We start from the raw sequence: 14,285 nt of genomic DNA on the forward strand, positions 1-14,285 counted from the left end.
CAAGGTGGACCATCTGGCCGGCCTCAAGGAGAACGTCATCATCGGCAAGCCCATCCCGGCGGGCACCGGCCTTTCGCGCTACCGCGAGGTGGGACTCACCTACAAGGGCCGTCCGGTGTCCGGCGTGCAAAGCGAGCAGCTGCCCGACTTCGCGCCCGACGCGCTCCGCGAGATCGAGGAGCTGCTGCCGCAGCCGCAGGATTGGTCGCTCGACGGCGACGGCTACCTCAACATGGGCTCGAGCTACGGCAGCTACTACAGCGGGCTTTCGCTCGGGCATCGCGGGCCGCAGCTGTCCGACGAGGAGGCGCGCCTGTACATCTACGACGACCTGGGCGTGTCGCAGCGTTGGGCCAACAAGTTCAGCGAGGCGGGCATCGAGACGGTGGCCGACCTTGTGGGCCACACCGAGGAGGACCTGCTGCGCATCGAGGGCATCGGCGTGAAGGCCATCGAGGAGCTGAAGGAGGGCTTGGCGGAGCGCGACCTCACGCATGTGATAGAGGACGACCTCGCGGCCACGAGCGACGACATGTCGCAGCTGCTCGACATGGTGTTCTCGCCCGACGACACCATCCTCATCGGCGGCGACGAGCCTCCGACCTTCGACACGTCCGGCGAGGACATGCTGGGCGAGGCCCTGCCGCCGCGCTCCTACCAGCGCAACCTGGAAGAGCTTGACGCGCTTCTGGGTTCGGTGGGATCGCTCGGCTTCGGCGTGACCAGCAAGGAGGACGAGGAAGCCTCCAACTCGCAGGCTGACGAGTAAGCAACAGGGGGCGTGCTGCGGCGCGCCCCTCTTTCTGTCGCCGGAGGCGCGAGCGTCGACGGGCGGCAAGGGGAGGAAAGGCCGGCGCTCGCCGGTCTTTCTCGGCTTTGCCGCCTGGGCCGTCCGCCTTTGGCGATCCCTTCCGGTTTCGCCGGTTCGCCCCTGTTGCGGCGCAACCATTCCCATCCCATGAAGCGAGGAGCGCTATGCCTAAGAAAACGTACATTCCCGCAGATGAGGCGCGCCCGGCGTCCCAGATAGGCGCCACGTTGGAGGCGCTGGCGTCCACGATAGCGGCACGGCGCGACGCCGGCGAGGAAAGCTACACGCACAGGCTTCTGACCGGGCCGGTCGACGGCGTGCTGAAAAAGGTCATGGAGGAGGCGGGGGAGACGGCGCTTGCGGCCAAGGACGTGGAGGCGTGGGCGACGTCGTCGTTGGCGGCCGCCCTTGCGCTTGAATCCGATCGCGACGGCGCGGACGGGGAGGGGCCGCTTACCGTGGAGCTCCCACCCGAGTATGCGGCCGCCGTCGACCATTTGCGCTACGAGGCTGCCGACGTGGTGTATCATCTTCTCGTCGTCCTCGAACGATACGGCGTGCCGCTTGACGAGTTCGCCGCCGAACTCAACATGAGGATGACCGAGGGCGAGCGCCCGCGCGGCGGCGTCCGACTGTACGACGAACACGTGAGAAGGGGCAAGTGATGGCTCGTCTATTCGGTACCGACGGCGTTCGCGGTGTGGCGAACACGGAGTTGACGTGCGACCTGGCTTTCAAGCTGGGCCAGGCGGCGGTGGCCTTCAAGGGCAAGACCATCCTGATCGGCAAGGACACGCGCCTTTCGGGCGACATGCTGGAAGCGTCCGTGGCGGCCGGCGTCATGTCCATGGGCGGAACGGCTCTGCTCGCCGGCATCATCCCCACGCCCGCCATCGCGCTTTTGGTGCGCGAGCTGTCCTGCGACGGCGGCGTGGTCATCTCCGCTTCGCACAACCCGCCGGAGTACAACGGCATCAAGCTGTTCGACGGGGAGGGCTTCAAGCTGCCCGACGCGGTGGAGGACGAGATAGAGGCGTTCGTGGCGCGCGGCGGCGCGGCGGCCGAGGATGTGCCGGTGGGCGACGCCGTGGGCGTGGCCATTCCCGTCGAGGACGCCTGCGAGCGCTACATCGCCCACGCGGTGCGGACGGTGGCGTGCGAGGGCATCGACCTGGCCGGCCTCAAGGTGGCCCTCGATGTGGGCCATGGCGCCTCGTGCATGACAAGCCCCGAGGCGCTGCGTCGTCTGGGAGCGGACGTGACGGTGATCAACGAGGACTTCGACGGCACCGACATCAACGTCGAGTGCGGCTCCACCCATCTGGGACCGGTGCGCGCGCTGGTGGCCGAGATAGGCGCGGACGTGGGCATCGCCCACGACGGCGACGCCGACCGCGTGATGATGGTGGACGCGCAGGGCAACGAGATCGACGGGGACGTGGTGGAGGCCGTGTGCGCCATCGACCTTAAGAAGCGCGGCAAGCTGCCCGGCAACACGGCCGTGTCCACGGTCATGTGCAACTTAGGCCTGACGCACGCGCTGCGCGACGCGGGGATAGAGCTTGTTCAGACGAAGGTGGGCGATCGCTACGTGCTGGAGGCCATGCGCGAGGGCGGTTTCGCCATCGGCGGCGAGCAGTCCGGGCATATGATCTTCCTCGAGCACAACTCAACGGGCGACGGCTTGGTGACGGCCTTGCAGTTCTTGGCGGCGTGCCGTCGGGCGGACGTGTCGATCGAGGAGGCCGCGGCGGTCATGACGCGCTTCCCGCAAACGCTCGTCAACGTTCGCGTGAGAGACAAGCACGCGGTGGACGGCAACGAGGCGGTCTGTGCGGCCGTGGCGGCGGCCGAGGAGGCGCTGGGGGATTCGGGTCGGGTGCTTCTGCGCCCTTCCGGCACCGAGCCGGTGGTCCGCGTCATGGTGGAGGCGTCCGACGCGGCCGAAGCCGAGCGTCACGCGAAGGCCATCGCCGACGTTGTGGAGCGCGAGGTGTAGGAGGGCGGCCGAAGCGGAATGCGGGGGCGCCGCTTCGCACCTGCGTGTTTGAGGAGGGCCCGGGGCGTATGCGCCCCGGGCCCTCCTTTGCCTGCTACTTGCGGACGAACAGGCTGAGGATGCGCACGAGCAGCCCGGGCCTGCCCGTATCGGCGGGGGCGGGCGGGGCGGCCGCGATGTCCTGGCCGGCGACCCTTTCCAAGGCGCCGTCGCTCGGCGGCTCTATGGCGTCGGCTTCCAGCACGGCGGCGGGCTCTGCGGCCCGCGCGGCCTCGGCGGCCTGGGCCGTTGCCCGCGCTGCGGCTTGGGCCGCCAGCTCGGCGGCCTTGTTGGCGGCTGCCGCTATCACCTCGGCCTCGCGCGCGGACGCCTGCGCGTCGGGCAGGGAGGAGGTCGGCCTCTCCTCGCTTTCCGTCGGGCGCGTTGCGGGCGGCTCCGCCACTTCCGCCGCCTCGTTCGAGGCCAGCAGCTGCGCGGCGCGCCGGCGGGAGGCGTCGCGGGTTGCTTCCCGTTCGGCCGCCTCGAGTCGGCGCTGCTGGGCGCGCTTGATCAGATAGTCCTGCGACTCGAACAGCGTGATGCGCCCGTCGGCGTCACGCTCGGCGCGCGCGCCCAGGGGCGTGTAGCTTTTGTCGGGCAGAAGTTCGCGCAGCTTGGCCGTGTCGGCCAGGCAGACGTCCAGGTAATCGAGGATCTGGCCGCGCAGTCCCTCGTCAAGGACGGGCCAGGCTATCTCGATGCGCTTGTCCATGTTGCGCGTCATGAGGTCGGCGCTCGACAGGTAGAGCTTCATGCTCTCACGCGGGCCGAACCCGTAGATGCGGCTGTGCTCCAGAAGCCGTCCGACGATGGACACCACGCGCACGTTGTCGGTGAAGCCCTCCACTCCCGGCACGATGCACGATATGCCGCGCACGAACAGCGTCACGGGAACGCCCGCCTGCGACGCTTCCACGATCTTCTCGATGACGTCCTTGTCGGTGACAGAGTTCGTCTTGAAGAACAGCCCGCACGGCTCGCCGGCGCGCGCCTTGGCTATCTCGCGGTCGATGTGGGAGATGATCATCGGCTTGATCTGCAAAGGGGCCACCCAGAGGATGCCGTAGTTGTCGGAGGTGTTCTCCAACCCCATGTTGCGGAAGAACTCCATGGCGTCGCGCCCGAAGGTCTCGTCGGTGGTGATGAACGACAGGTCGGTGTAGAGCTTGGCCGTCTTCTCGTTGTAGTTGCCGGTGCCCAGCTGCGTGATGTGCTGCAGGCCGTGTTCGGTCTGCCGTGTGATGCAGCAGATCTTGCTGTGCACCTTGAAGTCGCGGAATCCGTAGATGACGCTGCATCCCGCCTGCTCGAAGCGCTGCGACCACTCGATGTTGTTGCTCTCGTCGAAACGGGCGCGCAGCTCGAACAGCGCCGTGACCTCCTTGCCGTTTTCGGCTGCGGCGATGAGCGCCTCGGCGAGGTGCGACTGGCTGGCCAGGCGGTAGAGCGTGATCTTGATGGAGATGACGGCGGGGTCGCCTGCCGCCTCGCGCAGAAGCTGCACGAACGCGTCCATGGACTCGTAGGGGTAGGAGAGCAGCACCTCCTTTTCGGCCACCTGGTCGATGATGCGGCGGTTGCGGTCGAGGCAGGCGGGCCATTGGGGCGCGAACGGGGCGTTGGTCAGCCGGGCGGTCAGCTTCTCGGGCAGGTGGCTTCCCAGACCCCAGGTGAACCCCATGTTCAGCGGAACCGACGTCGAGAACACCTGGTGGGATTTCAGTCCCAGGCGCTTGAGCAGCAGCTTGGAGAGCGTGGAGGACAGCGGCCGCTCGCTTTCCAGGCGCACCGGCGCCAGGCGGGCGCGCTTCTTCAGGATGCGCTTCATGTGCTCGCGGTAGTCCTCGTCCTGCTCGTCGGTGCCCTCGGTGGCGTCCAGGTCGGCGTTGCGGGTGACGCAGATGACGTTGGTGTGCTTGACGGTGTACATGCTGAACACCTCGTCGGCCACCATCTCGATGGCGTGCTCGAGCAGGATGAAGGGGAACCCCTCGCCCGGCAGCTCGATGACGCGCGCGCACTGGCGCGGCATGGGCACGAGTCCCAGCGTCACGCCTTCGGCGCCGAGGTTTTTGGCTTTGTCGGCCTTGGACGCCTTGTCCTTGTCGGCGCCTTTCGCCTTGACGGGCTTCTTGCCGGGGCCGGCCTGCTCGTCCAGGCGCACCACCACGTACAACGCGCCGTTCTCCAGGTGGGGGAAGGGGTGGCGCGAGTTGATGATCTGCGGCGAGAGGAAGGGCATGACGTTTTGGCGCACGTGGCGCGCGAGGAAGGCGCGCTGCTCGTCGTCGAGGTCGCCGGGGCGCAGGTGGCTCACGCCCTGCTCGCGCAGAAGGCGGCGGACCTCCTCGTAGGTGCGCTCCTGGATGGGGTAGAGCTCGTGGCAGCGCGCGTAGATGGCGTCGAGCTGCTCGGCGGGCGTCATGCCGGACTTGGAGTCGACGATGTGCTTCTTCACCAGCGAGAGGTCGGTCAGGCTTCCCACGCGCACCATGAAGAACTCCTGCAGGTTGCTCCAGAAGATGGAGATGAAGTTCAGGCGCTCCAGAAGCGGCACCGTCTCGTCGGCGCCCTGATCGAGCACGCGCTCGTTGAAGGCGAGCCACGAAAGCTCGCGGTTTTGCAGATACGGCGCCGCCAGGTTCGCCGCAGCCGCCGCTTCGGACCCGACATGCTCGCTCAAGGCGGGCGCGGGGGCCTTGCGGGCGTCTTCCGGGTTGCTCGGGGCCGTTTCGCTCAAGGCCTTTTTGTCTGCTTCCATGGGCATTCCTTCCCGTGCGTTTCGTCGGCGTGCCGATGCGCGTTGGCGCTTGGGCCTTTAGCCCAGCATGCGGTCGATCAGGTACCCTTCGCGCACGCCGTGCTTGCAGACCTCCAGCTTCTTCGCGCCAAGCTCCTCGAACAGCGTGCAGAGGATGACGCAGCCCGGCACCAGCGTGTGCACGCGCTCGGCCGAAGCCTTGAGGGCCGTGTGGGCGAACGCGTTCGGATCGTTTCGACACCATTCCAGTATCTCATGAATGGCGCGTTTCGTCATGGTTTTCGGGCGAGCTTCCGCCCCTGTTACCTGTTCGAGCATTTTGGCGGCGGCGCGCACGCTGCCGCCGATGCCGTAGAGCGTGTCGCAGCGGTAGGCGTCGCGGCGGGGCAGGGCGTCCAGCCGGTCCCGCAGCTCCTCGGCGATGCGCTCCATCTCGGCGCGGTCGGGCAGCACGCCGCGCACATGGCGCGCAAACGACGAGAGCGACCCTTGGCCCATGCTCGCGTTGTCGAAGTCGCGCCCGCCCTCGATGCGGGTGAGCTCGGTGGAGCCGCCCCCGATGTCCACCAAGGTGCCGTCGCCTGTGGGGCGGTCGCACGTGGCGCCGACGAACCCCAGGTGCGCCTCGTCGCGCGCGGACAGCAAGACGATGGGCAGCCCTGTGCGCCCCGCTATCTCCTCCACGGCCTGCGCGCTATTGGAGGCGTTGCGCAGCACGGCCGTGGCGAACACCTCCAGTTTCTTGCAGTCGAAGTATCGCGCGCGTTTCGCGTGGCCTTTGAGCACGTTCACGGCCCGGTCGATGCCGGCCTGCGAGAACACGCCGTTTTCCACGTAGGCGGAAAGCCCCGCCATCACCTTGTCGTTGATGAGGCTTTTGAACTCCTTGCAGCCGCACGCCTTGCGGCGGTCGTCGCGCGTCTCGTACACGACGAGGCGGATGGTGTTCGATCCGAGGTCTATCACTCCGTAGTTGCTCATGGCTCCTCTTGTCCTACAGGGGCGTTTCGTGCGCGGGCCGGGGCTTCGGCGTCTGTGCCGCCGGGTTGCGAGGCGCGGGCTGTCCAACTGCGGGGCGCGCCTCGTCAAGCCGCCGGACGCGATCTGGTCCTTCATCGCGTCCATTCTAGGCAAACCTCGCCATTCCGCAAAGCGCCCAACACCATTGCCGAAAAGATTTTACCTGGGCCTGACGAAGCGGCGGCGTGCGGGATGCGGGCGCGCCGCCGTCGGCGGGGGTTGCCGAACCTCGTCGCAGCGCGTCTCTGTGATATGATGGCGGGGCACCCTCGATGAAAGGACGCCCCATGCTGGAAACCGTCGATTTCTCCTTGCCGTCGCTGCCCAAAGACGAGTACAAGCCGCTTCGCGACGAGCTGATGGAGCGCCTCGTGGTGCTGCAGCAGCAGGCGCGCGAGCGCGGCGTGGGGCTGGTGGTGCTGTTCGAAGGATGGAACGGCGCCGGCAAGGGCAGCCGCATCTCCGACCTCATGTACCATCTGGATGCGCGCGCGACCAGCGTGTATGTGACCGAGAACCTGGACGTGAAGGCCGCGCGCTCCTTCGCGGGCGCCGAGTGCGGCGTGACGGGGTTCTATCCCACCATGCAGGAGTTCTGGAAGGCGCTCGGCATGCGCGGGACCATCACGTTCTACGATCGCGGCTGGTACACCTCGGCGGTGCAGCACATGCTGTACACGGAGTTCGGCAGCCTGTCCATCAAAGACGGTGCGTCCGACAAGGCTAAGCGCAAGGCCGTGGCGGCGGCCATGGCCGAGGCGCGCGAAGAGCGGCACATCGACGCGCTGCGCCGCTACCTCAACTCGGTGGCCGACTTCGAGCGCCAGCTGGTCGACGACGGCTACCTGGTGGTGAAGTTCTTCGTGCATGTGACCAGGGAGGCCCAGAAGAAGCGCCTCGAGCGGCTGCACGACGACCCGGCCACGCGCTGGCGCGTGGGCAAGGACAAGCTGGCGCGCATCGGCAACTACGAGGAGGCGTACCGGCTCTACGACAACCTCCTGGAGGGCAGCGATTTCTCCTATGCGCCGTGGCACCTCGTCAACGGCGAGGACAAGCGCCGCGCGAACCTCCAGATAGCCGAAACGCTGGCGTCGTCTTTGGAGGCGGCCCTTTCCGCCCAGCCCGATGCGGAGGAGGCGGCCGCGCGCGCCAAGGCGCAGGCCAATTCCGCCGGCGCGCTGGAGGAGGTGCCCCTGTTCGGCCGCACTCCGGAGGAGGAGGCGCTTGTTGTGGAAGCCGCCGAGCGCGAGGCCGCCGAGGCGCGGGCCCGCGCGCCCCGGGCGTCGCGCTTCCGCCAGGTGGACGACCCGCCCGTGCTCGACGCCCAAGACCATGGCCTGGTCCTGGACCCGGTTGCGTACAAAGAAGAGCTCAAAGGGCAGCAGCGGCGCCTCAACAAGCTTGAAATGGAGATGTACCAGAAGCGCATCCCGCTCATGATCATGTACGAGGGATGGGACGCGGCCGGCAAGGGCGGCAACATCAAGCGCGTCGCCCAGGCGCTCGACGCGCGCGCCTACACGATATTCCCCAGCCCCGCGCCCACCAAGCCCGAGCTTCTGCACCCGCACCTGTGGCGTTATTGGACGCGCCTGCCGAAGGCGGGGCACGTGGGCATCTACGACCGCAGCTGGTACGGACGGGTGCTGGTGGAGCGCGTGGAGGGGTTCGCCTCTCCGTCGGAGTGGGCGCGCGCCTACGACGAGATCAACGAGTTCGAGCAGGAGCTGGTGCGCTGGGGCGCCATCCTGCTGAAGTTCTGGGTGGACGTGAGCCCCGACGAGCAGCTGCGCCGGTTCCGCGACCGTGAGCAGGATCCCGCCAAGCAGTGGAAGATCACCGACGAGGATTGGCGCAACCGCGACAAGTACCCGCAGTACAAGGCTGCGGTGGAGGACATGTTCCGCCTGACGTCAACGCCGTTCGCCCCCTGGATTGTGCTGGAGAGCGACGACAAGCGCCACGCCCGGGTCAAAGCGCTCAAAATAATCAACGACGCTCTGGAGGCTCGCTTGCGCGAAAACTGAGATCGCGTTACTATGGAGCGCAACTGTTAACGCCGACTGCGCGCTTTGCCGCGCATGATAAAAGGGGAAGCTATGACTTTGTTCGGTTTGTCCGTGCCTATGGAGGCTATCTGGGTCATTGTGGCCATCATCGTGCTCATCATCGTTGTTTTCATAGCGAAGGGCTTCATCGACGAGATGAAGAAGTAGCCGACGGCGGCATGCGGTCCGCAGTCGCTGAATTTGCGTTTTTGCCAGCATCGCGCCCTCGTATAGAGGGCGTTTTGCGTATCATGGTAACGGTTTGGCGACGACGGACGACCGGCGCGTGGGCGCCTGCCGTCCGATGAGCACTCGAAAGGCGAACATGAGCGACTACCGACAGTACCCCGATCCCGAGCCGCGCGGCCGCCACGCTCGCGCCCGCGTTCAGCAGCAGGCCGACGCGCAGGGCTTCGCGCCTCAGGCCCAGGACGCCCGCCGCGCGGTCGGGCGCCAGGCGCCGGTGCCGGCGGATCCGCGTCGGCAGGGCGCGCAGCAGGGCTATCGGCCGGCGTCCCAAGCGCGGACGGCGCCCGCCCAGCAGGCGCAGCGGCAGGACCCGCGCGCCGCGCGGCAGCAGTTCCCCCAGCAGGCGTACCGGCCCGCCGCATCGTACGGCTACGCAGGCGCGTCCGCAGGCCCGGCGGGCGCGGGGGCGGGCGGTGCGGGCAGCGCGGCGGGCAAGAAGAAGGGCGGACCGTGGCGCGTGGTGTTCTGGATCGCGCTCGTGGTGCTGGTGGTGGCTTTGGCGGCCCTCGGGGCGCTGGCGTTCAGCTACTGGCAGGGGCAGAAGGCCTACGACGAGATAGCCGCGACCGGGTTCTCGGCGCCCAGCGACATAGAGGCCACTCCCTTGGCCGACCTCGAGGTCGATTGGGACGCGCTTTTGGCCATCAACCCCGACACGGTGGGCTGGGTGTACGTTCCGGGCACCAACATCAACTACCCCATCGTGCACACGGACAACGACGAGACGTACCTCACGCGCGACTTCAACGGCGAGCAGAGCTGGGGCGCCACCTACGGCTGCATCTTCCTGTCGGCGGCGAACGCGCCCGACTTCTCCGACGCCAACAGCATCGTGTACGGGCACCATCTGAACAACGGCGCCATGTTCGCGGCCATCGCCGGCTTTGACGACGCCGGGGAGTTCAACGCCCACCGCACGGTCTACATCCTCACGCCGCAGGGCAATTACAAGCTGACCACGTTCTCGCTCGTGCATTGCGCGGCCGACGACCCGCTTGCGCAGGTGTCGTTCGCAAGCGAGGAGGAGCGCGTCGCCTACGTGCAGGACAAGCTGGACCGCTCGACCGTCGCGGTTTCCGACGTTCCCGCCGCCTCCGACATGGAGCGCACGTTCGCGTTGGCCACGTGCGACAACCTCCCCTCCGACGGACGCTACGTGCTGTTCGCCTACGTGGCCGAAAGCTCCGTGGCGGTTGAGGGGACCGACGGCGCCGCGGTGTCGCAGGAGGCCGAATCCGTTGTGGAGGATCCCTCTTACGCACCCGAGGAGGCCGCGCAGGAGGTGCCCGCAGAGGGGGCGGGCGAGGAGGCCGCCGCATGAGCACGTCCGTTTTTCCCGGTCAGCGTCCCGACCGCCCGGAGGAGGAGTGCGCCGTCTTCGGCGTGTTCGCTCCGGGCGAGGACGTGGCGCGCATGGCGTGCTTCGGGCTGCAGGCGCTGCAGCATCGCGGCCAGGAGAGCGCCGGCATCGCCGTGGGAGACGGCGAGACGGTGCTGGCGGCGAAGGATTTGGGCCTGGTCACGCAGGTGTTCGACGAGGCCACGCTGGCCGCGCTCGAGGGTTTCGTGGCCGTGGGGCACGCGCGCTACTCCACCAGCGGCGGCGCGGCCTCGTGGGAGGCGGCCCAGCCGCACATCTCGGCCATCGATGACGTGCTGATAGCGCTCGCGCACAACGGCACGCTCGTGAACACGAACGCGCTGCGGGCGCGGCTTGCGCGCGACGGCGTGCAGCTGCGCGCCGGCACCGACAGCGAGGCCGCGGCGAAGCTCATCGGCCAGGTGACGCAGGAGACGCACCATCTGCGCAACGGCATCCGGCACGCGATGGAGGCGATGGAGGGCGCTTATGCCATGGTGCTGGCCAGCCCCGATGCGCTCTACGCGTTTCGCGACCCCAACGGCATCCGCCCGCTGTGCATCGGCGAGCTGGCGGGAGGCCGCGGCTGGGTGGTGTCCTCGGAGACGTGCGGGCTCGACATCGTGGGCGCGACGTACGTGCGCGACGTCAAGCCGGGGGAGATCGTGCGGTTCAGCGCCGAGGGCGTGCATTCCGAGCAGGGCGTTGCCGCCGGGAGGCGCGCCTCGTGCATATTCGAGTACGTGTACTTCGCCCGCCCCGACAGCGTGATCGACGGGCAGAGCGTCTACCAGGCCCGGCGCTCCATGGGCCGCATCCTCGCGCAGGAGGCGCCCGCGAAGGCCGATCTGGTGCTGGGCGTGCCCGACTCGGGCGTGCCCTCGGCGCTCGGCTTCGCCTTCGAAAGCGGCATCCCGTACGCGGACGGCATCGTGAAGAACCGCTACGTGGGCCGTACGTTCATCGAGCCGACGCAGGCCATGCGCCAGCTGGGCATCCGCCTGAAGCTCAATCCACTGCCGTCGGTCATCGCCGGCAAGCGGCTCGTGGTCATAGACGACAGCATCGTGCGTGGCAACACCTCCAAGAAGCTCGTGCAGATGCTGCGCGACGCGGGCGCGGCCGAGGTGCACTTGCGCATCGTGAGTCCCGAGGTGCTGTGGCCGTGCTTCTACGGCATCGACACCGACACGCGCGACCAGCTGATCGCCGCGAACATGGGGCTGGACGAGATGAACGCGTGGATAGGCTCGGACTCGCTTGCCTTCATATCGCTTGAGGGGTTGCGGGCCGCCGTGTCCGATGCGCGGCACCAGGGCTTCTGCGACGCCTGCTTCACAGGGGACTACCCGGTGGACATCCCCGAGGCGCTGGCGGCAAGGAGCTTTCGCACCAAGAAGGAGTTCGAGGACGTGTACGCCCAGAGCGCCGGGGGAACCGACGCGTAAACGCAAGGAGAGAGCATGACCGACGCAACGACCGCCAACCAGGGCCGCACCGACGCCCCCCATATGCCCAGCTGGATGGACGAGGACGCCGTCACGTACGCGCAGGCGGGCGTGGACACCGCCGAGGGCGCGCGCGCCGTGGAGGCCATCAAGGACGTGGTGCACGACACGTACCGTCCCGAGGTGGTGGGCGACATCGGTGGTTTCGGCGGCCTGTTCTCCATCGCGGCGGCCAAGGACATGGCCGATCCGCTTTTGGTGAGCGGCACCGACGGCGTGGGCACGAAGCTCAAAGTGGCCCAGATGGCCGGCAAGCACGACACGGTGGGCATCGACCTGGTGGCCATGTGCGCCAACGACATCCTGGCCACGGGCGCCGAGCCGCTGTTCTTCTTGGACTACGTGGCTATCGGCAAGCTCAAGGCCGAGGCCGTGGCCGAGATCGTGGCGGGCATCGGCGAGGGCTGCAAGCAGGCGGGCTGCGCGCTCATCGGCGGCGAGATGGCCGAGCACCCCGGCGTGATGGATCCGGACGACTACGACCTGTCCGGCTTCTGCGTGGGCGTGGTCGATCGGCCGCGCATGCTCGATCCCAAGAGCGTGCGCGAGGGCGATGTGCTCATCGGCATGGCGTCGAGCGGCCTGCACTCCAACGGCTACTCGCTTGCGCGCAAGGTGTGCGTGGAGGGCATCACCCACTACGAGCTGCGCATCGCGCGCGAAGAGCTGGGCGGCGAGAGCCTTCAAGAGGCGCTTTTGGCGCCCACGCGCATCTACGTGAAGCCGGTGCGCGCCGTGCTGGACGCGTGCCCCGGGGCCGTGCGCTCGCTTGCGCATATCACGGGCGGCGGCATCACCGAGAACCTGAACCGCGCGCTGGGCGCGGGCGTGGATGCCGAGGTCGACTTGGGCACGTGGCCTGTGCCGGCCATCGCCTCCTACGTGTGCGCCGCCGCGCACCTTGGCGAGGTTGAGGCGCTCAAAACCTTCAACATGGGCCTGGGCATGGTGCTCATCGTGGACCCCGCGCGCGCCGACGAGGTGGAGGCCGCCCTGGCCGAGGCGGGCGAGGCCACGTACCGCGTGGGACGCATTGTGGCGGGCACGGGCGAGGTGCGCTACGCGAACGAGGGTGCGCTCTACGGCTACGAGGGGTAGGGCGAAAAGGCAGACCGCTCGCGAACGAGGGTTCCCCAGGCGTTGTTCGGGGAACCTTCGCTTTAAGGGCCAAAATTGCGCTGATGCGGTGTCGCACTTCTCCTATAAAGATGATCGTTCTTCATCATTTTACCTGATAGATCGAAAAGACAAAGAAAACAAAAAATGACAAAAGAAACAAAACGGAGTGCATCAATCGCGGTATACTTCAAAAAATGCAAAAGATTTCAAAAATTGCAAAGGGCTTCAAAAAATGCAAAACAGACGCCAAAGCGCGTTCTTCTACTTGAGTGAAGGAGGTTGATGTGTCTCAGTTGCGTAATCCGTTCACTCCTAGTTTTGGGCAAGTTCCTCCCTATTTAGCTGGTCGATCTCGCATCATTGATGATATGGAGCGAGCGTTTGATCGGGGACCGGGCGACCCGAATCTTTCGACCATTCTTGTAGGTGCCCGCGGCACAGGTAAAACGGCGCTCCTTTCGTATTTGGCCGAGATAGCGCTTAGTCGGGGGTGGGTGGCGGCGAGCGTGACGGCCGAAGAGGGGATGCTTGAGGACATTCTTGAGCGTGCGGCCGAAGCGGGTAGCCAGTTTATTTCGTCTGGGGGAAATGCTCGTGTAACGGGGGTTTCTATCGGTCAGATATTTGAAATGACCTGGGAATACGAGGACGAGGGGCGCGGTAATTGGCGCACGCGCATGAATCGTCTCCTTGATGAGCTTGATCGGTATGGAGTAGGTCTTTTGATCACGGTAGACGAGGTGCGCGCCGATGTTGATGAGATGATCAAGCTTGCGTCTGTGTACCAGCATTTTGTTCGTGAAGGTCGTCGTGTTTCCCTTGTTATGGCAGGATTGCCAGGAAACGTATCATCCCTGATCAGTGATGATACGGTCTCTTTTCTTCGTCGCGCATTCAAGCATCGGCTTGGTCGCATTGCAGATTATGAGGTGGAAGATGCACTGCGCAAGACGGTGGAAGAGGGTGGTCGACGTATCGATGACAAGGGACTCTCGATGGCGGTGGAAGCAATCGATGGATTTCCTTATCTCATGCAGCTTGTTGGCTATCGAGCGTGGGATCAGCATCCCGAAACTGATGCTATATCTCAGGAGGATGTGGCAAATGCCGTGGCTCTCGCGCGTCTTGAAATGGAGGATCGCATCCTCGAGGCGACATTCTATGAGCTGTCTGAAGGTGACAAACGCGTTCTCTCGGCTATGCTTGCCGATGGCGAGGTGAGCCGCATGACCGATATCGCTGCGCGTATTGGAGAGAACAGCGGTTATGTGAGCGTTTATAAAAACCGTCTCGTCGAGGCTGGTGTGGTTGCAGAAAAGGGTCGTGGCATACTAGCGTTTGACATGCCGGGATTGCGAGAATATCTCG

Annotated in this window: 10 protein-coding genes; 8 read left to right on the plus strand and 2 right to left on the minus strand. The window is 66.3% G+C overall.

From position 1 onward, the window contains the following. From ACWKY3_RS10925 to glmM, 3 genes are all read left to right on the plus strand, one after another. On the plus strand, positions 1 to 769 hold a 769-nt coding region (locus ACWKY3_RS10925), incomplete at its 5' end, for a DNA-directed RNA polymerase subunit alpha C-terminal domain-containing protein (protein ID WP_449316437.1). Between the two features lie 206 nt (positions 770 to 975). After that, the gene (locus tag ACWKY3_RS10930; RefSeq protein ID WP_449316438.1) at positions 976 to 1,476 is read left to right on the plus strand and encodes a phosphoribosyl-ATP pyrophosphatase; all 501 of its coding nucleotides are present in this window, start codon (positions 976 to 978) and stop codon (positions 1,474 to 1,476) included. Continuing rightward, positions 1,476 to 2,810 carry a phosphoglucosamine mutase gene (gene glmM, locus ACWKY3_RS10935; protein ID WP_449316439.1) on the plus strand — a complete coding sequence of 445 codons (1,335 nt, stop codon included), beginning with the start codon at positions 1,476 to 1,478 and terminating at the stop codon, positions 2,808 to 2,810. Before ACWKY3_RS10930 ends, glmM begins: the two co-directional genes overlap by 1 nt. A gap of 94 nt (positions 2,811 to 2,904) precedes the next feature. Here the strand turns inward: glmM and ppk1 are convergent, their stop codons facing one another. Continuing rightward, positions 2,905 to 5,610: a polyphosphate kinase 1 gene (ppk1, locus tag ACWKY3_RS10940; RefSeq protein WP_449316440.1), complete on the minus strand. Its 2,706-nt coding sequence runs from the start codon at positions 5,608 to 5,610 to the stop codon at positions 2,905 to 2,907. Between the two features lie 57 nt (positions 5,611 to 5,667). Further along, the gene (locus ACWKY3_RS10945; RefSeq protein WP_449316441.1) at positions 5,668 to 6,591 is read right to left on the minus strand and encodes a Ppx/GppA phosphatase family protein; all 924 of its coding nucleotides are present in this window, start codon (positions 6,589 to 6,591) and stop codon (positions 5,668 to 5,670) included. 326 nt (positions 6,592 to 6,917) lie between these two features. Here ACWKY3_RS10945 and ACWKY3_RS10950 point away from each other — a divergent pair, with 326 nt between their 5' ends. From ACWKY3_RS10950 to ACWKY3_RS10970, 5 genes are all read left to right on the plus strand, one after another. After that, entirely contained in the window at positions 6,918 to 8,660 is a 1,743-nt protein-coding gene (locus ACWKY3_RS10950) for a polyphosphate--AMP phosphotransferase (RefSeq protein ID WP_449316442.1), read from the plus strand. Positions 8,661 to 9,006: 346 nt separating this feature from the next. Beyond that, positions 9,007 to 10,251: a class B sortase gene (srtB, locus tag ACWKY3_RS10955; protein ID WP_449316443.1), complete on the plus strand. Its 1,245-nt coding sequence runs from the start codon at positions 9,007 to 9,009 to the stop codon at positions 10,249 to 10,251. Continuing rightward, positions 10,248 to 11,738, plus strand: a complete 1,491-nt coding sequence (gene purF / locus ACWKY3_RS10960) for an amidophosphoribosyltransferase (protein WP_449316444.1) — start codon at positions 10,248 to 10,250, stop codon at positions 11,736 to 11,738. The genes srtB and purF overlap by 4 nt, the downstream gene beginning before the upstream one ends. Positions 11,739 to 11,813: 75 nt before the next feature. After that, complete coding sequence (gene purM, locus ACWKY3_RS10965; protein ID WP_449316446.1) at positions 11,814 to 12,896, plus strand: phosphoribosylformylglycinamidine cyclo-ligase; 1,083 nt, start codon at positions 11,814 to 11,816, stop codon at positions 12,894 to 12,896. A gap of 305 nt (positions 12,897 to 13,201) precedes the next feature. Continuing rightward, positions 13,202 to 14,285 (plus strand): ATP-binding protein (locus ACWKY3_RS10970; protein ID WP_449316445.1); only part of this gene is annotated, 1,084 nt, incomplete at its 3' end.

The sequence above is a fragment of the Rubneribacter sp. genome (assembly GCF_965361815.1).